The organism is Rhodoferax sp. ZS1R8 (assembly GCF_056521325.1).
On the sequence record NZ_JBWMBA010000002.1, the window covers coordinates 895,842 to 914,918 of the forward strand.

Here is a 19,077-nt window from a genome sequence, read left to right on the forward strand (position 1 = left end):
GCTTGTGGCAGCGTGGTGCCGCAGTTTGCGGCCATGGCGCCATCTACCGCAGGAGCAGGCCTTGAACCCCGACATCGCACCGTTGACGACCGCAAGGTCTCCCGACTGATTCGAAAGCTTTGGGTGGACGCCATTTTTCACGCCATCTTCATGGAAAGCCCGGAGGCCATTGCGCTGACGCGGGCCCGCGACAGCGCCATCATTGCAGTTAATGAAGAGTGGCTCCGGTTGACCGGCTTTCGCCGCGATGAGGTGGTTGGGCGGACCGCCGTGCAGATAGGCCAGTGGCCTGATGAAGCGGCGCGGGCGAAGGCGCTGCAACCGCTGCAGGAGGGGCGGCGTGTGCGCGACCTGGACATCACGATGGTGATGGCTAACGGCGCGCACCGGATGATCTGCATCAACGCGGTGTTGGTGGACGTGCAGGCCGAGTCTTACGTCTTGTTTTACCTCAGAGACGTGACGGTGGAGCGGATGTCCCAATCCGCGGCACTGGCTGGCGAGCAGCAGTTGGCACAGACCAATGAAAAGTTGAACCGCCAGGTCACGCTGCACGAGATGACCGAATCGGTGGCGAAGGTCGGGCACTGGGTGTTGTACCCCGGCGATGCGCTGGTGCGCCTGTCCCGCGGCTACAGTGCTATCGGCAATCTGGGCGACGTGCAATCCGCACCACTGGGCTCGCACCTGGAGGGCGTGGCGGCGGATCATAAGCCGCTGGTTCAGCATGCTATCGAGCAGATGAACGGTGACATTGTGGAATACCAATGGCACAGGCCGGATGGCAAAGTGTTGTGGATGCGCTCGCGCATGCACCGCCAGGTGGAGTATGGCGTGGTGAAGGCCGAATTTGGTGTCGTGCAGGACATCTCCACCGAGCGCGCAGCAATGCAGGCTGCCGCCGACCAGTTGGCCGCCGCACAGCAAAGTGAGGCACGTTTTCGCAGCCTGACTGAGCTGAGCTCGGACTGGTACTGGGAGCAGGACGCCGAGTTTCGCTTTGTTCGGATCAATGGCAAGCAATCCTCGACGCGCACCGTATCGGCCGACAACTATCTCGGCTTGACACGCTGGGAATCCGGCGTGGAAGGCGTTAGCCAAGCCCAGTGGGCGGCGCACCGCGCGACGCTGGACGCACACCAGCCATTCCGCGACTTTGAAATGGTGCGCCGCCGCCCGGACGGCAGTGCAATGTGGGTGTCTATTAGCGGCGCCCCTATATTTGATGACAAGGGAGTACTCACCGGCTACCGCGGTACCGGGCGCGAGATCAGTGCACGCAAGCAGGCCGAGGCTGACATTGAACGGCTAGCCTTTTATGACGCGTTGACAGGGTTGCCCAACCGGCGTTTACTGATTGACCGGTTGAACCAGGCCGTGGCCACCAGTGCACGCAGGGCCTGCTTTGGCGCGCTGCTGTTTATTGACCTGGACAATTTCAAGGTGCTCAACGACACCCGTGGTCACCACATGGGCGATGAATTGCTCAAGCAGGTGGCAACCAGGCTGACCGATTGCGTACGCGCCGTCGACACCGTGGCCAGGCTGGGTGGAGACGAGTTTGTCGTCATGCTCGAAGACCTGGGCGCGGTTGAGATCGAGGCGGCCGCGCAGGCCGAAGCCATCGGCAAGAAGATACTGGCCTCCATCAACAAGCACTTTGTTTTGGGTGATCAGCAACACCACAGCTCGCCCAGCATCGGTGTCACGCTGTTTTTCAACCATCTGCAAAGCGTGGACGAGTTGTTGCAACGCGCCGACCTGGCCATGTACCAGTCCAAGGCGGCCGGGCGCAACACGCTGCGCTTCTTTGACCCAGTGATGCAGGCTGCGGCCAGCGCTCGCGCGGTGCTGGAGATCGATTTGCGCCACGCGCTGCAGCACCAGGAATTCAGCCTGCACTACCAGCCGGTGGTCGACGAACACAGCGCGATGACCGGGGTGGAAGCGCTGCTGCGCTGGCGGCATCCGCAGCGCGGCATGGTGTCACCGGCGGAGTTCATTCCGGTGGCCGAGCAGGCCGGCCTGATCATTCCGCTGGGCCAATGGGTGCTGCAGGCCGCCTGTGCGCAATTGGTGGCGTGGAACACCAGCGCCGCCACGCGCAAACTCACGATGGCAGTCAACGTCAGCGCACGCCAGTTTCGCCACCCGGATTTCACGGCGCAGTTGCTGGATTTGCTACGCGTCAGCGGTGCCAACCCCTACCGGTTGAAGCTGGAGTTGACGGAGAGCATGCTACTCAGCGACTTTGACGACGTCATCGTCAAGATGGGGGAGTTGCGATCGATTGGTGTCAACTTTGCGCTGGACGACTTTGGCACCGGCTACTCGTCGCTGTCTTACCTGAAGCGGCTGCCGCTGGACCAGCTCAAGATCGACCAGTCGTTTGTGCGCGATGTGCTGACCGATTCGAACGACGCGGCGATAGCCCGCACCATCCTGAGCCTGGCCCACAGCCTGGACCTCAGCGTGGTTGCCGAGGGGGTGGAGACGGCCGGGCAGCGCGACTTCTTGCTGAAGATCGGCTGCAAGGCCTTCCAGGGCTACTTCTTTGGACGTCCGGTGGCCGTAGATGTACTAGCCCTGCCGGTGTAATTTCCGATATTTCCTAAAAGGGGGCGCTGTCAGTCGCAGGAGCCTCGGGGGCTGCATCGTCGGCCGCTGCGTTGTCATCGGCGGCGGCATCTGCATCGGTAACGGGTGCATGGCGAGCCTGGCGCAGCGCGGCTTTTTCGCCGGCGCTGGCAAATTTGCTGTATTTGCCCAGGATGCTGATCAGCTGTCCATAGATGCGGGGATTGCCAGCCAGGCATTCTTGCTGGTCCAGGAAATCGGCCTCACCCGTGAAGTTGCCGACCAGGCCACCGGCCTCGGTCACCAGCAGCGAGCCGGCGGCCACGTCCCAGGGTTGGAGGCCAGTTTCAAAAAAGCCTTCGGTGTAGCCGGCGGCCACATACGCCAGGTCCAGCGCGGCGGCACCGGGGCGGCGCAGGCCGGCCGTGCGCTTCATGACGTCGCCCATCATGGTCAGGTAGTTGGCAAAGTTGTCGCCCGGGCGGAACGGGAAGCCCGTGGACAACAGCGCGTCCTTGAGCTGGATACGTTTGGAAACGCGGATGCGGCGGTCGTTCAAGAAGGCGCCGCGGCCCTTGGTGGCGGTGAACAGGTCGTTGCGGGTGGGGTCGTAGACGACGGCCTGCTCAACCTTGCCCTTGACGGCCAGCGCGATGCTGACGCAGTACACGGGCAGGCCGTGGATGAAGTTGGTAGTGCCGTCCAGCGGATCGATGATCCAGACGAATTCGGAGTCTTTGGCGCCGTGCTCGCGCCCGGATTCTTCGGCCCAAATGCCGTGGCCGGGGTAGGCCGTCAGCAGGGTTTCTATGATCGCTTGCTCTGCAGCGTGGTCCACTTCAGTGACGAAATCGTTGGCTTTCTTCTGGGAAATGCGAACGGATTCGATGTCCAGCGCGGCGCGGTTGATGATGGATCCGGCGGCGCGGGCGGCCTTGACGGCCACATTGATCATGGGGTGCAGATTAAGCGACATAAATTTTGGGGGAAGAGCGGAGGGACCGTCTGGCGATGCAGACGGCGACAATAGCCGCTATTTTACTGGTTTACCCTCATCCGCGCCATGCTTACCCGCTTCATCCTGATCAATACCAGCCACGCCGGCAATGTGGGGGCAGCCGCCCGCGCCATGAAAACCATGGGCTTTGACGATTTGGTGCTGGTGGCGCCTCGCTGGGCCAACGTGCTGCGCCGCGAAGAAACCATTCAGCGCGCCAGCGGCGCGCTCGACGTGCTGGACAAGTGCCGCATCGTGGATACGCTGGACGAGGCGCTGGACGGCATGACCCACCTGTGCGCGACCGCGATGACCCCGCGCGACTTCGGCCCGCCGACGGTCGCACCCCGCGAGCATTTTGAGGTGCTATCAAAACAGGAGCTGCTTACGCGCGCTGCACGAGGGCTAGAGGCCGATTTGGCATATGGGAATACCCTGACACCACCGCAGCAGGGTATTGCCTTCCTGTTTGGTTCAGAGCGCTTCGGCATGCGCAATGAAGACGTGTACCGCTGCCACGCCTGCCTGAGCATCCCCAGCAACCCCCAATTCGGGTCGCTGAACATTGGCGCTGCGCTGCAGGTCATTGCCTACGAGTGGCGGCTGGCGCTGGGCGGCTTTGGCGGGCAAGCCGCCGCCGGGCCGGGGGGGCCGCAATTTCCCGCCGGGCCGCCCCAAGGGAAATTAGCTCTCTCGGGGGGCAGCGACCCGCGCAGCGGCGGAGCGTGGGGGCTACAACTAGCCGACGCCGCCCAAGTTGCCGGCATGCTGGCCCATCTGGAGCAATCGTTGGTGGCGCTGGGCTTTCTGGACCCTGCGGCACCCAAGAAGCTGATGCCGCGCCTGAACCAATTGTTCAACCGCGCCGGCGTCACGCAGGAGGAGATCCACATTCTGCGCGGCATTGCCAAGGCCATATTGCAGCAATCGGCCGAGAAAAAATAGTCGGTAGGTATTGCCGATGGGCCGCCCCGAGGCAATACGCGCCCCCTCGGGGGGCAGCGCAGCACACGCAGTGGCAAGCGTGGGGGCACACATTTAGCCTCGGCGACAACGCGCCTACAACGCAACAGTTAGACTCAGACGCATGTTTGCCCGCCTACGCTCCGACATCCAATGCATCCTGGACCGCGACCCCGCTGCGCGCACGACCTGGGAGGTGCTGACGTGCTATCCCGGCCTGCACGCACTGGTGCTGCACCGCAGGGCGCACTGGTGCTGGACGCACGGCTTCAAATGGCTGGGGCGTTTTATCTCCCATCTGGGGCGCTGGGCTACGGGGATTGAAATCCACCCTGGGGCTGTCATCGGCGAGCGCGTGTTTTTTGACCATGCAATGGGCGTCGTGGTCGGCGAGACTGCCGAAATCGGCGATGGCTGCACCATTTACCAGGGCGTGACGCTGGGCGGCACCTCGTTGTACAAGGGCGCCAAGCGCCACCCGACCTTGGGCAAGGACGTGGTGGTCAGCGCCGGCGCCAAGGTGCTGGGCGGTTTTGTCGTCGGTGACGGGGCGAAGATCGGCAGCAATGCTGTCGTCATCAAGCCCGTGCCGCCGGGTGCCACCGCAGTGGGCATTCCGGCGCGCATCATCCCCAGCAAGACTGGTGAGAGTGCGGATGTCACACACACCGAGCCCAAATTCAGCGCCTATGGCATCACGCTGGAGGACGATCCGGTCAGCCAGGCGCTGCGCGGATTGATTGATTCGGCATCCGGCCAGGAACACCAGATTGCGTTGCTGTGGAAGGCGATAGAGACTTTGTCTGCCAACCGGCGTGATAGCTCCGATTGCGTGCCGGACTGCGTACCGGGTGATGCTGCCCGCAAGGAATGCTTCGAGGCCGAACGCCTCAACCAGCTGGTCGGGAAGTAGCAAAGGACCGGATGGCGGTCTTGGGCCGGAAGCCCTTGCACACGGCGTCCACCGTTTCCAGGTAGGGTCCGCCAATCAAATCGATGCAATAGGGCACGGCGGCGAAGATGCCGTTGACCTTTTGCTTTCCGTCAGCATCCTTCAGGCCTTCCAGCGTTTCGGCAATGGCCTTGGGTTGACCCGGCAGATTGATGATCAGGCTGTTGCCGCGGATGACCGCCACCTGGCGCGACAAAATGGCTGTTGGCACAAATGCCAGGCTGATCTGGCGCATCTGCTCGCCAAAACCCGGCATCTCCTTGTGTGCCACGGCCAGCGTGGCTTCGGGTGTCACGTCGCGCAGCGCAGGGCCGGTTCCGCCGGTGGTCAACACCAGGCTGCAACCGGCATCGACCAGATCAATCAGCGTGGCACTGATCGTCGCTCGTTCATCCGGTATCAGTCGGGCTTCGAATTGCAAGGGGTTTTGCAGGGCGCTGCTAAGCCAGTCTTTCAGTGCAGGCAGGCCTTTGTCTTCGTAGACGCCAGTGGAGGCTCGGTCGCTGATCGAGACGATGCCGATCTTGACCGACTCTAGTGGAGGCAGGGGGGCGTCAACAATCACGCATCCGCCCCGGGGTTGTTGGGGAAATCATCTTCCGGCCCAATCGGGTCTGGCACGTCGCTACCATGCAACAGGTGTTCACGCACGAGCTGGAAAATATCGCGGTAGGCACGGCCATGGCGTACTGCTTCTCCGGGTTTCTCTGGCTTGGCGTCTTTGCGGGCCTGGCGGACCAGGGCACGCAGCTGCTGTATGTCGGTGGCGGGGTTGATATTGACCCACTGGCCGACGGCATCGTCATCGGCAACCAAGCGGTCGCGCCATTGTTCTGCAGCGTGCAGGGCCAACGTTTCCTTGGCGGATGGGGCATGTTGCTCCTCAATGGCCACACGGATGGCGTCCAGGGTTGCGGGTTCCAGTTGCCGCATGCGCTTGCCGATGGACTGCAGAAGGCGACGCCGGCCTTCGAAATTGGTAATGCGCTTGTATTCCGCGATAGCTTCCAGTAGTTTGTCGGGGAGTTCCAAACGCTTCAATGGCTCCGCACGGAGTGTCAACAGGTCTTCACCCAGCTTTTGCAGCTCGGTGCTTTCGCGTTTGAGGTCGGTGCGGCTTTTATCATCGGTTCCCTTGAGCTCGCGCTTGAGTTCCAGGTCCAGTTCACTGCCTTCCGCCACAAATTTACCTTTGACGAAATAGCCTTTTTTTAGTTTGCTCATATAGACAAGTATCATAGCCTCCGCTATGAAGACCCCCCAATCCTCCCTCCCATCCTCGCCCGCAGGCGCTACATCCACCAAGCCGGCCGACAGCGGTTTTGCGTTTAGTCGGCCCTTTTTTGAATCTTTGGTGGACAAAGCCCTTGCCCAAGCCAAAAAGCTGGGCGCAACCGATGCGGGTGCGGAGGTGTCTGAGGGCTGTGGTCTGAGCGTCTCCGTACGAAATGGCGAGCTGGAAAATGTGGAGCGCAACCGCGACAAGTCCCTGGGCGTCACGGTGTACGTTGGCCAGCGCCGCGGCAATGCCAGCACGTCGGATTTTTCGGACGAAGCGATTGCACAGACGGTAGCCGCCGCCTATGACATTGCCCGTTTTACCGCTGAGGACGCATTCGCCAGCTTGCCCGACCTGAAGGACATCGCGCCAGAGGCCGACCGCGAGCGCAATTTGGACCTCTTCTTCCCCTGGGCGCTGACCAGTGAAGATGCCATGCGCCTGGCGCTGGAGTGTGAAGCCGCGGCTTTAGCCACCAGCAAGAAGATTACCAACAGCGAAGGCGCGGCCGTGTCGGCCCAGCAGTCGCATTTTTTCAGTGCACACACGCACGGTTTTCGCGGCGGATATGCCAGTTCGCGCCATTCCATGTCGGTGTCGCCGATTGCCGGCCGCGGCAAGGACATGCAGCGGGACAGCTGGTACAGTTCCATGCGCCACCCGGACGCGCTGGCATCGCCTGCAGTCATTGGGCGCTACGCGGCCGAGCGGGCGCTGAGCCGCCTCAAGGCGCGCAAGATCGCCACGCTGGAGTGCCCTGTGCTGTTTGAATCTCCGCTGGCTGCGGGGCTGGTGGGCACCCTGGTGCAGGCATTGAGTGGCGGGGCCCTGTACCGCAAGAGCACTTTCCTACTCGACTCGCTGGACAAGATGGTGTTGCCCAAGCATATCGATGTGCAGGAAGATCCGTTTGTGCTGCGCGGCAAAGGCAGCTCGCCATTTGACGACGAAGGCGTCAGCGTACGCCCCCGCCAAGTCATCGAAGGCGGACGTGTCAAAGGCTATTTCCTGAGCAGCTACACGGCCCGCAAGCTGGGCATGCAGACCACCGGCAATTCCGGCGGGTCGCACAACCTGACCTTCACATCACGACTGACCCGCGCTGGTGATGATTTGGACGCAATGCTGCAGAAGCTGGGCACCGGCCTGTTTGTGACCGAGCTGATGGGGCAGGGCGTTAATTACGTGACCGGTGATTATTCTCGCGGCGCGAGTGGCTTCTGGGTGGAGAAGGGCCGCATTGCCTATCCGGTACACGAGATCACGATTGCCGGCAACATGAAGACCATGCTCAAGGGCATTGAGGCAGTGGGTGCGGATATTTACAACTATGGTGCCAAGACTGTGGGCTCAATCCTTATCAACCGGATGAAGGTGGCTGGTAGTTGAGAAAGCGCCGTACCGACAATAAAAACGGGGCCGATGTGGCCCCGTTTTGTTTTAGCCTGCCAGCGCAGTCTTGACGGCTGCCGATACGGTGCCCATTTCAGCTTTGCCAGCGAGGCGGGTCTTCACGACGCCCATCACCTTGCCCATATCGCCGGAGCCCACAGCGCGTCCTAATTCAGCGCCCAGTTCGGCGACGATAGCCTTGACCTCTGCCAGCACCTCGTCGGCGCTGAGGCGTTGTGGCAGGTAGGCCTGCAGCACCTTAATCTCGGCGGTTTCTTTGTCCGCCAGCTCCTGGCGTTCGGCCTTTACAAAGGCTTCCACGCTGTCCTTGCGCTGTTTGATCAGCTTGTCGACGATGGCCACCACGGCTGCGTCGTCCAGCACAATGCGCTCGTCCACCTCGCGCTGTTTGCAGGCCGCCAGCAGCAGGCGAATCGTGCCCAGGCGCTCGGTGTCCTTGGCGCGCATGGCGGTTTTCATGTCTTCGGTGATTTGGTCTTTGAGTGATGACATTGCAGGCTTCCTGAAAAGGGGGCTCAGTAAAAAGGTGGAATAAAAAAAAGCCCGCCGGAGCGTCCCCAAGCGAGCTTTTTTTGGGCCTTGGAAGGCTGTACGTTTAGTACATCTTCTTCGGCAATTGCATGCTGCGGATGCGCTTGTAGTTACGCTTGACGGCGGCTGCCTTCTTGCGCTTGCGCTCTGCAGTGGGCTTTTCATAGAACTCGCGTGCGCGCAAGTCAGTCAGCAAACCCAATTTTTCGATAGTGCGCTTGAAGCGACGCAGAGCGACGTCAAACGGCTCGTTTTCTTTTACACGGATGGTTGTCATTACGTAATGTTGTCCAAAAAGTGCTGCCGCCAGTCACGGGGGGAGATCGAGCCCCACATGCCACGTTCAGCGATTTCCCCGTCTGTAACTAGTATTTGGCCGACGGGGGAATGCCAGAAAAGCCTTGGATTATAGCGTTTTTGAGCAGCTCTATTGCAGAATTTGGCCGCAATAAGTCCTGGGGCCACTTAGAGGCGCACCGTAAACCGGGTGCCCTCTCCCGTAGCGCTGGCTACGCAGATGCTACCGCCATGTAGGTCCACGGCTTTTTTAACAATCGCCAGGCCCAGGCCGGTGCCCTGGATGTCGCCCACATTGCTGGCGCGGTGGAACGATTCAAAGAGATGGGGGATTTCATCAGACGGGATGCCAATGCCGTGGTCAGACACCTCAAACACGGTGTGCGCTCCGTCCGAAGCCACGCGAAAGTGCACGCCTCCACCGTGTGGCGAGTATTTCAGCGCATTGGACAGCAGGTTTCCAAAGATGTGATTTAGCAGCTTCTCATCAAACAGTCCGTGGTCTGCGACGTTCAAGAAGTCCGTCGTGATCTCGCTGCGGGCCAGCGGATGCTGGGTGCGCGTGTCCTCCACCAGATCCTTGCAAATCTGTATCAGATTGACGGCCTGGGGCCGGAACTCCAGCATATGGGCTTCAACCTTGCCCAGCAACAACACCCGGTCCAGCATGCGCTTCATGCGCTGCACGCCGTCTTCGATGGTCTTGATGATTTCCAGCTTCTCGGCCTTGGGCAGGCGCTCGTCATAGTATTTGAGCAACTCGGCAGATGACAGGATGGTCGACAGCGGCGTGCGGAACTCGTGGCTTGTCATTGCCACGAAACGGGAACGCAGGGTGTTCAATTCCTTTTGCTGCTCCAGCGCTGCTTGCGTGTCGTGCTCGGCCTTTAGCCGTTCGGTGATGTCCAGAAAGGTCCAGATCACGCCCGCGTCGGGATCGTTTTTGTGGACGCACTGGCCTTCCATGTGAACCCAGAACAGTTCGCCATTGCGCCGTTTGAGTTGGCGCACGCTGGAGCTGGTACTGGTTGCCAGCAGCGCTGCGCGCTGCTCGCGCCCCAGCTGTATCCACACCTCGCGATCGGGGTGCAGCATGGCCGAAGGCACGCCTATCAGTTCCTCGCGGCTGTAGCCCACCATCTCGGCAAACTTGTCGTTGACCCATTGGTTGTGCCGGTCTACCGAAAGCACGATGCCTACCAAGGCGTTGTGCAGGATAGCTTCTCGCTCCGAAGAGGCGCGTTGCAAGTCTTCATGGGCCCGTTTGCGTTCGGTGACATCCGAGAAGAAAGTTAGCGTGGCCGGCGTGCCACCCCATGGAATCATCGCGACGCCAATATCCAGCCAGCGCACATCACCATTGGCCAGCACGGCTCGCATTTCATAGCGGTTGGGGACTTCATGGCCAGCGAGGCGTTGTTTGCGCCGCTCTTCTACCCAGGGTCTATCTTCGGGGTGAACGCGGTACAGGTATCCCTCTGCCATCACTTCCTCGCGTGTGGTCTGGAGGAGTTCCATTGCGCGGTTGTTGGCGAACACGAACTGGTCGTTCTGGATCACGAGAAGGCCTTCGCCACAGCGTTCCACAACGGCGCGCAGCCGTGCCAGTTCTACCTGTTCAGCATCCATGCTTGAATTCCTGTGAGCGCATGCCGGCTACCCCTCCCTGGCTGGATCTTACCCACTTCACGCCGGGAAAACCACGGCAATTTAACCGATTGCCGATGGCCCGCCGCTCAGTACAATCCTTCATACACCCGTGGAATCACCATGCATGACATCCCGTTGAGCCGTCGTACCTTTGCTACCACGGCCGCCCTGTCCACTACAACGCTCATTGCGCCCGCGTTGCTGGCGCAGGGCAGTCTGGAAAAGTCAAAAATAGCGATCGCAGTTGGTGGTAAGGCTGCTTTCTACTATCTGCCTTTGACGATAGCGGAGCAGCTGGGCTATTTCAAGGCCGAGGGGCTGGACGTGGAAATCAGCGATTTCGCAGGGGGCTCCCGGGCCCTGCAGGCGGTAGTGGGTGGCTCGTCGGACGTGGTTTCCGGCGCCTATGAGCATACGATCAACCTGCAGTCAAAAGGCCAAAAATTCCAGGCTTTTGTTCTGCAAGGCCGTGCACCGCAGATATCCATGGGCATTTCACCCAAGGCCATGCCAGACTACAAAACGATTGCAGACCTACGGGGCCGCAAGATCGGCGTGTCGGCGCCTGGTTCGTCAACCAATATGGTTGCCAATTTGATACTGTCGCGTGCCGGGCTCAAGCCTGCTGACGTCAGTTTCATCGGCGTGGGCACGGCGGCTGGCGCGCTGGCCGCCTTTCGCTCGGGCCAGATCGATGCGATGAGCAACACCGATCCGGTGATGACCATGCTGGAGCAAAAGGGCGAGATCCGCATCATTGCCGACACCCGCACCCTCAAAGGCACGGTCGATGTGTTTGGCGGCGCTATGCCGGCCGGGTGTCTGTACGCACCGCTTGAATTCGTTCAGAAAAATCCGAACACGGTGCAAGCGCTGACTGATGCCATGGTGCGCAGTTTGAAGTGGTTGCAGAACGCAGGCCCTAGCGACATCGTCAAGACCGTGCCCGAAGGGTATTTGCTGGGAGACCGTGGGCTGTATCTGGCAGCTTTTGATAAAGTGCGCGAGGCAATTTCTCCCGACGGACTCATCGCCGACGAGGGTGCCCGCACGGCGCTGCGCACGCTTGCCAGCTTTGATACGGCGATCAAGGCCGACAAGATCGAGCTGGCGCAGACCTATACGAACACGTTTGCCCGCAGGGCCAAAGAGCGTTTCAAGGCATGACGTGCCGCCGTGCTCGTTGCGTACTGCATGACTGACTACGCACTCGAATTCGTCGACATCTCCTGCGTATTCCGTTCGCGCGACGCATCGGCGCAGCGCTATGCGGCCGTTGCCGACGCCACGCTTCGGGTGCGCGCCGGCGAGTTCGTGTCGGTGGTGGGTCCCACGGGCTGTGGCAAATCCACGCTGCTTAATATTGCCGCTGGATTGTTACAGCCCTCGGCGGGCGAAGTCCGCGTGTTTGGGCAGCCCCTGCAGGGTCTCAATGCCCGTGCTGGCTATATGTTCCAGTCCGACGCGCTGATGCCTTGGAGCACGGCCCTGCAAAATGTCATGCTGGGTCTGCTGTACCGTGGGGTGCCCGATGCGCAAGCGCGCGCACAGGCGCAGGAGTGGTTGCAACGGGTGGGCCTAGCCGAATTTGCAGAAAGCTATCCGCACCAGCTGTCGGGCGGAATGCGCAAGCGCACGGCGCTGGCCCAGGTGCTGGCTTTGGACCCGGACATCATACTTATGGACGAGCCGTTCAGCGCGCTGGATATCCAGACCCGCCAGCTAATGGAGAACGAAGTACTGTCACTGTGGGCCGCCAAGAAGAAAGCGGTGCTGTTCATTACCCATGATCTGGATGAAGCCATTGCGCTCAGTGACCGTGTTGTCGTGCTGTCTGCCGGACCGGCCACCCGTCCCATAGGCGAATTCGACATCGATCTGCCGCGCCCACGGGATGTAGCGGAACAGCGCACGCACCCGCGTGCGATTGCCTTGCACACACAGATCTGGGGCGTGTTGCGGGAAGAAGTGCTGAAAGCCTACGCACAGCAACGGAAGAAAGCGGCATAACGGTGTGGTCGCTCGCATGCTGAATTTCCTGAAGCCGTCCGAGGCCAATCTGCGGGTTTGGCAGGTCGCCGTGCTGGTGCTGGTTCTGCTTGCGTGGCAATGGGCTTCGCGCGACCAGCAGATAGCTTTTTTCATCGGCGAACCGATTCAGGTGCTGGGACGGTTGTGGTCGTGGTTCATGCCGTTTCCGCAGGGTGCCAGCGCATTGTTCCCCGATGGCTTGGCCGGCCGGGCAGATATTTATCCGCACCTGGGCATCACGCTGCTGGAAACCGTATTGGCCTTTGGGTTCGGCACGGTGATGGGCCTGGCCGGCGGTCTCTGGCTGGCCCTTGCGCCCATGGCCAGCGCGATCCTGGAACCCTACGTCAAAGCCGCCAATTCGATGCCGCGCGTCATCCTCGCACCTATTTTTGCGCTGTGGTTTGGCCTGGGCATCTGGAGCAAGGTTGCGCTGGCGATCACGCTGGTATTCTTCGTCGTTTTCTTTAACGTCTACCAGGGCGTCAAGGAAGTCAGCCCGGTGGTGCTGGCCAATGCGCGCATGCTGGGTGCCAACCGGCGCCAGCTGCTGCGCACGGTTTACCTGCCCAGTGCCATGGCGTGGGTGTTTTCCAGTTTGCACACCTCGGTTGGTTTGGCCTTTGTCGGCTCGGTGGTCGGTGAGTACCTCGGTTCGGCCCGGGGCGTGGGTTATCTGATCCTGCAGGCCGAAGGCACTTTTGACGTCAACACTGTGTTCGCCGGTATCGTCGTACTGACCGCCTGCGCACTGTTGCTGGATGGTGCGGTGGGCAAACTGGAGCGGCGTTTGATGAAGTGGCAGCCGCGCCAGGGTGAGTCTGAAAAGTTGTAGTGGCTAACGGCGCGGACATTGGACCGTAGGTAGAAGCGCATCTGGGCGCGCAACCGTCATGGCTTGGGAATACGGATGCGGCTGATCATCAGCGAGCCGGACAACCCAAACAGCAGCGCCAGAGGGTGCAGCATGAAACCACCGATCGTCACGACGCCGAACCACAGGTTTTGGCCGACCGCTCCCATATTCGCCGCCACGGCCAGCACGATTACCAGCAGGAAGGACGTGGGAATGGGCGTGCCCTCGAAGTAGGTCACCTTGCCCGTGCCTTGGGATATCTCTTCCGCCGTGATGTTGTAGCGTGCCAGTCGAGACACACCGCAAGCGACAAAATAGGCCAGCAGCACACGGTCGTACAGACCGCGCATGCCGCAACCATAGGCAAGAATTGCCGGTGCCACGCCAAAGGAAATCACGTCCGCTAGTGAATCCAACTCGCGACCCATGGCAGAAGATTTGTTGCGCCAACGTGCGATACGACCGTCAAGTATGTCAAACACCAAAGCTGCAAACACCAGGGCCGCTGCATAGTAGATGTGCGTGATGTCACTGCTCAACACGTAGGTCATCGTGGAGAAGATGGAGCCTATTCCGCACACAGCATTGCCCAGCGTGAACCAGTCGGCAAGGTGGAATTCGCGAATCATGGAGAAGGGTTTCATGCCTGTCCTTTCAATTTAGAGTTGTTGCGCTGCGGGGCAAATAACGTGCAACGCCTTCACTCCATATATGCCACCGTTGTTAGCTTTTGTCCACTTGCTGGCGCGCATAGGCTGCGCCGGTCCCATTCGGGGCAAGCTCCAGGTACGTGCCGAAGGCCTTCTTTGCCTTATCTGCCTGGCCTACTTTGGCATATGCGTCGCCCAGATTCAGATACGCCACGGCGCGCGAAGGGTCGATCTTGACGGTGTTCTCGAACCAGCGCGCCGCCTCCGCAAACTTGTCCTGCTTGTAGAACACAAAGCCCAGGTTGTTGGCAGCCAACGCAAAGTCAGGCCTGAGTTTCAGGGCTTCGGTGAACTGGGCTTCTGCCTCCGCGTAGTGTTTTTCCTTGTAGAGCTGCAGCCCGCGGTCATTGGCGCGCTGGGCCAACTGACGCGTGGAGCTGGGCACTGCGACCGGCGTCACAATCTTCTGCTCGCCACCCTGGAGGTCTTTGATGACTACGGCAACCGATGGCGCAACCGCCGCAGGTTTGTCGCCCGTTGCTGGCGCGGTAGCAGCAGGGGCAGGGCGGGTGGCGTCCAGCTTGGTGTTCATCGCAATGGCGTCACCCGACAGCTGGCTGGAGGTTCCGCTCAAGAACTCGTCGTTGGCAGCCAGTTCGAACACAAAGTCTCCGCCCTCTGAACCCGGTAGGCTCCCAAATGCTGGCGTCTGGCGCGACACCGCGGATACCGCGGGTGCCACATACGCTGCCAGCTCGGTCGCGGTGATGATGCCGTCGCCATTCAGATCGCCCTTTCCAGCCAGGCCTTGCAGCAACGTCCATGTGAACACTGAGTGCCCGTTAGGCCCGCCGTCGGCTACCAACTGGTCCGCGCCGCCAGCGGTCAGCATCTGGCGCCCCATGCGCTTGGCGTTGTCGCGCAGGAAGTTGCTCGCATTGCCACCCCCACCGCCGCGGGTCAGGCCCAAGCCGCTGTAGCAGGCATCCATGACAAACAACGCATGCTTGGCGGTCAGGCTCTCCGCAATGTTTTGTAATTCGGTCATCGGTATCGCGTCGGTGGCGATTTGGTTGGGGTCCGAGTCCACCGGAATGATGTAGCCCAGGTCGCGCCCCGAGCTGAGTTGGCGCGTCGCACCGTGGCCAGCAAAAAATACAAACAAGCGGTCATTTTTTGTCATGCCGCTGTGGGCCAGCTTGTCATGGAAGGCGGCCAGTATGCCGGTGCGGGTGGCTTCTTTGTTGCTCAGCGACACGATGTGTTCGGGTGCAAAGCTGAACTTCTGTATCAGGGTCTCGCGTATGGCTTGGGCATCGCGCGCCGCGTACTGGAGCTTGGGCCATTTCGCGTAGTCGTCAATGCCAATGACAATGGCCCAGGAGTCGCTGTAGCCGGGATTGCCGGCAACCGGCCGGGCCACTGGTGCGGCGCCCTTGGCTACTGTAAAACCATTGCCGTCCCAACCGGCAAACTGGTAGCCCTCTGCCACCAACCGGTCCAATATCGCTGGCAGGGCCTTGACGGTGCGCTCATGGATGTCGTGGAACAGCACAATGCCGCGGCCTTCCTTTTCGACAGTGCGCAGCACGCGGTCGGCAATCGAGCTGGGCACCGGGTCGGCCCAGTCCAGCGAGTCGATGTTCCACATCACGGAGCGCAAATGTGCCGCATCCAACAGGGCCAGGCCTTCGTCGTTGCGTGCGCCATAGGGAAAGCGGAACAGCGGTGAGCGTCGCGCATCCACTGCTTTCAGTAACTCGTCGGTACCGACAATCTCGGTCTTCAATGCTTCGCCGGTGCGTTTGGACAACTGGGCATGCGTCATGCTGTGGTTGGCCAGCGTGTGGCCCGCATCCAGCAACTTGCGGCTCACGTCGGCCTTGGGCAGTAGCTTTGCCTTGCCGTCAACACCCATGGCGCCCAGGTTTGTACCCACCTGGAAGAATATGGCCGGTGCACTGTACTGCTTGAGGATGGCTGCAATCTCGGCGGTGTAGCTGCCATGGGGGCCATCGTCAAAGGTCAGCACAATAGTTTTGGCGGGCAGGCTGCTTCCAAAGATTTCGCCTTCGTCTTCGGACTTTGTCTTGCGGACCGTTTCCTTGGGCACAGAGTAGGGCAGCACCACGCCATAGTCTTTGAGAATTTGCTCACGCGTGTAAAGCTTTTTCAGGCTGGCCACATAGTCCTGCCAGCGTTCGCGCTTTAGTTCTATGGCACGTGTCGTGTCAAAGCGACCAAACACCAGCCGGATCTCCTTCTCGTAATTGCGCTCTATCTCTGCCAGCGCATCCAGGTCTTCGCCTATGCGCTTGTGCAGCTTGATCGCGGGCAGCGACGAATCACGGGCCACTGTTGTTTGCAAACTGCGCAGTAGCTCACGAAAGGCCAGGCGGTCGGCGTCAAACAGGTCGGCGCTGCTCTCTACGTAGTCCAGCAGGCCCGCGATGGCCCCCAGCCGCTGAGGATTGCCGGTGCCCGTCAACCCATCCAGCTTGGCTTCTACTGCTTGCACGCGCTCCCTGTTCTCATGGAACAAACCCTGTCCGACCTGATTGGCCAGGGTGCGCTCGTTGGCACTTAGCGTCTTTTCGTCGGCGAACAGCACAATGATCTTGCGGTAGGCTGCCAGCACGTCTTTGAAGCTCGCCAACAATGCGCCGGTGTCTGGTGCGGACGGCACTGCCACGGCAGGCGCGGGCGTTGCCAGAGTTTCTGGCTGGTTGCGCAACAGGGCGAAACCGGCTGCTGCCGCGACTGCGACGGCCGTTACGGCCACGATGGCAAGGGTACTTTTTTTGGTCATGGTGTCATGGATTGAGGGCCGCGCAGCATCTGCACACCGGCAACGGCGATCAAAGCGCCACCACGGCGCTAGAACTTGCTGTTTTCGTTGTTCTCTTTGCTGCGTTGCAGGTTCTTTTGCAACTCTACGCAGGTGGCCGTTCCCGACAAGTCTGGTCGCTGGCAAGCGCGGAACATGCACATCGGCCGGGTCAGGAAATTCGCGTCGGAACACAGCCTTTCGGGTGTTGCCGCCGGCGGCGCAGGTTTGGCTTCGGAGGCAGGTGAAGCCGCAATTGCTGGAGTGGGCGCGCTGGCCGCGTCGGCAACTACGGGCGTGCGGGGACCATCTACCTTGTTCGGTTTGGATGCGGAGTTGCGGGGCCGCTCAAGCGCTTTGGCGTTCTTATCGGGGATTGCCGATGCAGGGCGAGCAGGCGCGCTGCTCTCGACGATGGTTTCGACTGGGGCGGCTTTAGGGACTGGTTCCACTGCAGTAGCGGCCACTCCAGCCACCTCACTGCTGGCCGGGCTGATCGGTGGTGGGGGCGTGAGAAAGGTTTCTTCCGGCAGGGCCGGCGCAGTTGTGGCGGCAGTAGCCGCGACCACCTTCCCCTTAGCAGACCAGCCGCGCCAACCCCAGCCTGCCGCCACGATAGTCAGCAATGCCAAAGACGCCACCAGCACCCAGACCATGCCGGGACTGACCCGTGCCGTATTGCCCTCTTTGCTTGCAGCGCCTTTGCTTTTCTTGCGCCGCGCCGTGGAGGAACTTTCAATGGGTGCCGGCACGCTCACCGGTTCGCGCGACCGGTTTCTGCGCTCTGCGGGTTTCTGATTCTGCACCGGGGTACTGTCAGGGCCCCAGTTGGCGATAGCGTTGGCGGATTCAGAATCCGGATCGTCATCGTCACCATCATCGCCAATGAACTGCGTGGGGGCGTAATCAGGATTGGATGTGTTGGGCCGTGTTTTCTCAACAATGCCGGTGTGGCCGGTGGAATTTCGCGGCATATCTCCCAAGGGCAGACAGGCTGGGCCCAGTTCCGCACGCCAATCGAATGACGACATGCCTTGCGGCGTGACCAGTCCCAAACTGCGGGCAAATTCGCGCACCGATTGCGGCCGGTCCTGCGGCTGGATATTCAGTGCCGTTGCTATGGCATGCGTGAACTGCTCGGAATAGCCCTGCCCAAATTCCGATGCCACTGTTTTGACGACGTTGCCAAATGGCGGCATCTTGTCATTGACGACGCGAATCATGGCTGGCAAAGGCGCCTCGTTGCACAGCAGGCCATGCACCACCGCAGCCAGCGCATACAGATCTGTCCACGGGCCCTGGGGCACGCCCTGACTGTCGGCGTATTGCTCTATGGGTGCGTAGTTGATCTTCAGTATCGCGGTGTGCTGCTTGGCGTTGTCGCCAATGGCAAGCCGTGCCGCGCCCAAGTCCAGCAGCACGGGTGGGCCACTGTCCTGCAAAAAGATATTGTCCGGAGACACGTCGCGGTGCAACGCGGTGCCGCGGTGCAAGACCTTAAGCGCACCCAGAATGCACCACAGCACCTTGCGCAGCCAAGCCTCAGTAGGAGGCAGGCGCATGCACTGGCGGGCCTGTTTGAGCGTCATGCCACGGTACAGCGGCATAACCATATAGGCCGTCTCGTTGGCCTCCCAGAAGCGGAAAACCCGTACCAGAGAAGGGTGCTCAAACTTGGCCAACATGCGGGCCTCTGCCACAAAGGAACGCAGGCCTTTTTGAAAGGTTTCTTGGTCGTTGGAGGTGCGAACGGAGATGTGCAGGCCCCCGTCAGCGCGGCCAGCCAGCGCCGTCGGCATGTACTCCTTGATGGCTACGTCCCGCTGCAGCGAATGGTCGTAAGCGCGGTACACCATGCCGAATCCGCCAACACCGATCAAGCCGCGGATCTCAAACTCCCCCAATCGGGTACCTTCGGCCAATGCGTCTACATGGCTTACGTTCGGTGCAGCAACGCTAATCGGCAATTCAATCATGTGTCCTATATCTGGAAAACACCCACGGACCACCAATCGAGGAACTCGATTATTGAGATTTACATTCTATGGCACTGG

Annotated in this window: 16 protein-coding genes; 7 read left to right on the forward strand and 9 right to left on the reverse strand. The window is 60.7% G+C overall.

All coding sequences use genetic code 11. The features are described from left to right. Window positions 1-33 precede the first annotated feature (33 nt). Entirely contained in the window at window positions 34-2,598 is a 2,565-nt protein-coding gene (locus AC097P_RS10155) for a sensor domain-containing protein (protein WP_479610274.1), read from the forward strand. Between the two features lie 13 nt (window positions 2,599-2,611). Here AC097P_RS10155 and AC097P_RS10160 read toward each other — a convergent pair whose 3' ends face one another. Then, entirely contained in the window at window positions 2,612-3,553 is a 942-nt protein-coding gene (locus tag AC097P_RS10160) for an inositol monophosphatase family protein (protein WP_479610275.1), read from the reverse strand. Window positions 3,554-3,640: 87 nt separating this feature from the next. Here AC097P_RS10160 and AC097P_RS10165 point away from each other — a divergent pair, with 87 nt between their 5' ends. Beyond that, window positions 3,641-4,519, forward strand: coding sequence for an RNA methyltransferase (locus tag AC097P_RS10165; protein WP_479610276.1), 879 nt, complete (start codon window positions 3,641-3,643; stop codon window positions 4,517-4,519). A gap of 142 nt (window positions 4,520-4,661) precedes the next feature. Beyond that, window positions 4,662-5,450: a serine O-acetyltransferase gene (cysE, locus tag AC097P_RS10170; protein ID WP_479610277.1), complete on the forward strand. Its 789-nt coding sequence runs from the start codon at window positions 4,662-4,664 to the stop codon at window positions 5,448-5,450. Here the strand turns inward: cysE and mog are convergent. Together mog and yjgA are read right to left on the reverse strand one after the other, a co-directional pair. Beyond that, window positions 5,428-6,051 carry a molybdopterin adenylyltransferase gene (gene mog, locus AC097P_RS10175; protein WP_479610438.1) on the reverse strand — a complete coding sequence of 208 codons (624 nt, stop codon included), beginning with the start codon at window positions 6,049-6,051 and terminating at the stop codon, window positions 5,428-5,430. The genes cysE and mog overlap by 23 nt on opposite strands. Further along, entirely contained in the window at window positions 6,051-6,713 is a 663-nt protein-coding gene (gene yjgA / locus AC097P_RS10180; protein ID WP_479610278.1) for a ribosome biogenesis factor YjgA, read from the reverse strand. Before yjgA ends, mog begins: the two co-directional genes overlap by 1 nt. Window positions 6,714-6,738: 25 nt before the next feature. Between yjgA and pmbA the strand changes: the two genes are divergently transcribed. Continuing rightward, a complete protein-coding gene (pmbA, locus tag AC097P_RS10185) occupies window positions 6,739-8,157 on the forward strand; it encodes a metalloprotease PmbA (RefSeq protein WP_479610279.1) in 1,419 nt (472 codons plus the stop codon). A gap of 51 nt (window positions 8,158-8,208) precedes the next feature. Here the strand turns inward: pmbA and AC097P_RS10190 are convergent, their stop codons facing one another. The 3 genes from AC097P_RS10190 to AC097P_RS10200 all read right to left on the reverse strand — a co-directional run bounded on the left by AC097P_RS10190 (window position 8,209) and on the right by AC097P_RS10200 (window position 10,638). Next, the gene (locus AC097P_RS10190; protein ID WP_479610280.1) at window positions 8,209-8,673 is read right to left on the reverse strand and encodes a GatB/YqeY domain-containing protein; all 465 of its coding nucleotides are present in this window, start codon (window positions 8,671-8,673) and stop codon (window positions 8,209-8,211) included. A 103-nt stretch (window positions 8,674-8,776) separates the two neighbouring features. Then, window positions 8,777-8,989, reverse strand: coding sequence for a 30S ribosomal protein S21 (gene rpsU, locus AC097P_RS10195; protein ID WP_094477962.1), 213 nt, complete (start codon window positions 8,987-8,989; stop codon window positions 8,777-8,779). 188 nt (window positions 8,990-9,177) lie between these two features. Continuing rightward, a complete protein-coding gene (locus AC097P_RS10200) occupies window positions 9,178-10,638 on the reverse strand; it encodes a sensor histidine kinase (RefSeq protein WP_479610281.1) in 1,461 nt (486 codons plus the stop codon). A gap of 141 nt (window positions 10,639-10,779) precedes the next feature. Between AC097P_RS10200 and AC097P_RS10205 the strand changes: the two genes are divergently transcribed. The 3 genes from AC097P_RS10205 to AC097P_RS10215 are packed head-to-tail and all read left to right on the forward strand — an operon-like array spanning window position 10,780 to window position 13,525. After that, window positions 10,780-11,826, forward strand: coding sequence for an ABC transporter substrate-binding protein (locus AC097P_RS10205; protein WP_479610282.1), 1,047 nt, complete (start codon window positions 10,780-10,782; stop codon window positions 11,824-11,826). A gap of 27 nt (window positions 11,827-11,853) precedes the next feature. Beyond that, complete coding sequence (locus tag AC097P_RS10210; protein ID WP_479610283.1) at window positions 11,854-12,669, forward strand: ABC transporter ATP-binding protein; 816 nt, start codon at window positions 11,854-11,856, stop codon at window positions 12,667-12,669. A gap of 16 nt (window positions 12,670-12,685) precedes the next feature. After that, window positions 12,686-13,525: an ABC transporter permease gene (locus AC097P_RS10215; protein WP_479610284.1), complete on the forward strand. Its 840-nt coding sequence runs from the start codon at window positions 12,686-12,688 to the stop codon at window positions 13,523-13,525. Window positions 13,526-13,581: 56 nt separating this feature from the next. Here AC097P_RS10215 and pssA read toward each other — a convergent pair whose 3' ends face one another. The 3 genes from pssA to AC097P_RS10230 all read right to left on the reverse strand — a co-directional run bounded on the left by pssA (window position 13,582) and on the right by AC097P_RS10230 (window position 18,999). Next, window positions 13,582-14,190 carry a CDP-diacylglycerol--serine O-phosphatidyltransferase gene (gene pssA / locus AC097P_RS10220; protein WP_479610285.1) on the reverse strand — a complete coding sequence of 203 codons (609 nt, stop codon included), beginning with the start codon at window positions 14,188-14,190 and terminating at the stop codon, window positions 13,582-13,584. 79 nt (window positions 14,191-14,269) lie between these two features. Continuing rightward, entirely contained in the window at window positions 14,270-17,005 is a 2,736-nt protein-coding gene (locus tag AC097P_RS10225) for a polysaccharide deacetylase family protein (protein ID WP_479610286.1), read from the reverse strand. Window positions 17,006-17,073: 68 nt separating this feature from the next. Next, the gene (locus AC097P_RS10230) at window positions 17,074-18,999 is read right to left on the reverse strand and encodes a serine/threonine protein kinase (RefSeq protein ID WP_479610287.1); all 1,926 of its coding nucleotides are present in this window, start codon (window positions 18,997-18,999) and stop codon (window positions 17,074-17,076) included. Between the last annotated feature and the right edge of the window lie 78 nt (window positions 19,000-19,077).

Coding starts and splice junctions, on each gene's coding strand:
- AC097P_RS10155 (WP_479610274.1), top strand. CDS start 34: ATGGCGCCATCTACCGCAGGAGCAGGCCTTGAACCCCGACATCGCACC.
- AC097P_RS10160 (WP_479610275.1), bottom strand. CDS start 3,553: ATGTCGCTTAATCTGCACCCCATGATCAATGTGGCCGTCAAGGCCGCC.
- AC097P_RS10165 (WP_479610276.1), top strand. CDS start 3,641: ATGCTTACCCGCTTCATCCTGATCAATACCAGCCACGCCGGCAATGTG.
- cysE (WP_479610277.1), top strand. CDS start 4,662: ATGTTTGCCCGCCTACGCTCCGACATCCAATGCATCCTGGACCGCGAC.
- yjgA (WP_479610278.1), bottom strand. CDS start 6,713: ATGAGCAAACTAAAAAAAGGCTATTTCGTCAAAGGTAAATTTGTGGCG.
- pmbA (WP_479610279.1), top strand. CDS start 6,739: ATGAAGACCCCCCAATCCTCCCTCCCATCCTCGCCCGCAGGCGCTACA.
- AC097P_RS10190 (WP_479610280.1), bottom strand. CDS start 8,673: ATGTCATCACTCAAAGACCAAATCACCGAAGACATGAAAACCGCCATG.
- rpsU (WP_094477962.1), bottom strand. CDS start 8,989: ATGACAACCATCCGTGTAAAAGAAAACGAGCCGTTTGACGTCGCTCTG.
- AC097P_RS10200 (WP_479610281.1), bottom strand. CDS start 10,638: ATGGATGCTGAACAGGTAGAACTGGCACGGCTGCGCGCCGTTGTGGAA.
- AC097P_RS10205 (WP_479610282.1), top strand. CDS start 10,780: ATGCATGACATCCCGTTGAGCCGTCGTACCTTTGCTACCACGGCCGCC.
- AC097P_RS10210 (WP_479610283.1), top strand. CDS start 11,854: ATGACTGACTACGCACTCGAATTCGTCGACATCTCCTGCGTATTCCGT.
- AC097P_RS10215 (WP_479610284.1), top strand. CDS start 12,686: ATGCTGAATTTCCTGAAGCCGTCCGAGGCCAATCTGCGGGTTTGGCAG.
- pssA (WP_479610285.1), bottom strand. CDS start 14,190: ATGAAACCCTTCTCCATGATTCGCGAATTCCACCTTGCCGACTGGTTC.
- AC097P_RS10225 (WP_479610286.1), bottom strand. CDS start 17,005: ATGACCAAAAAAAGTACCCTTGCCATCGTGGCCGTAACGGCCGTCGCA.
- AC097P_RS10230 (WP_479610287.1), bottom strand. CDS start 18,999: ATGATTGAATTGCCGATTAGCGTTGCTGCACCGAACGTAAGCCATGTA.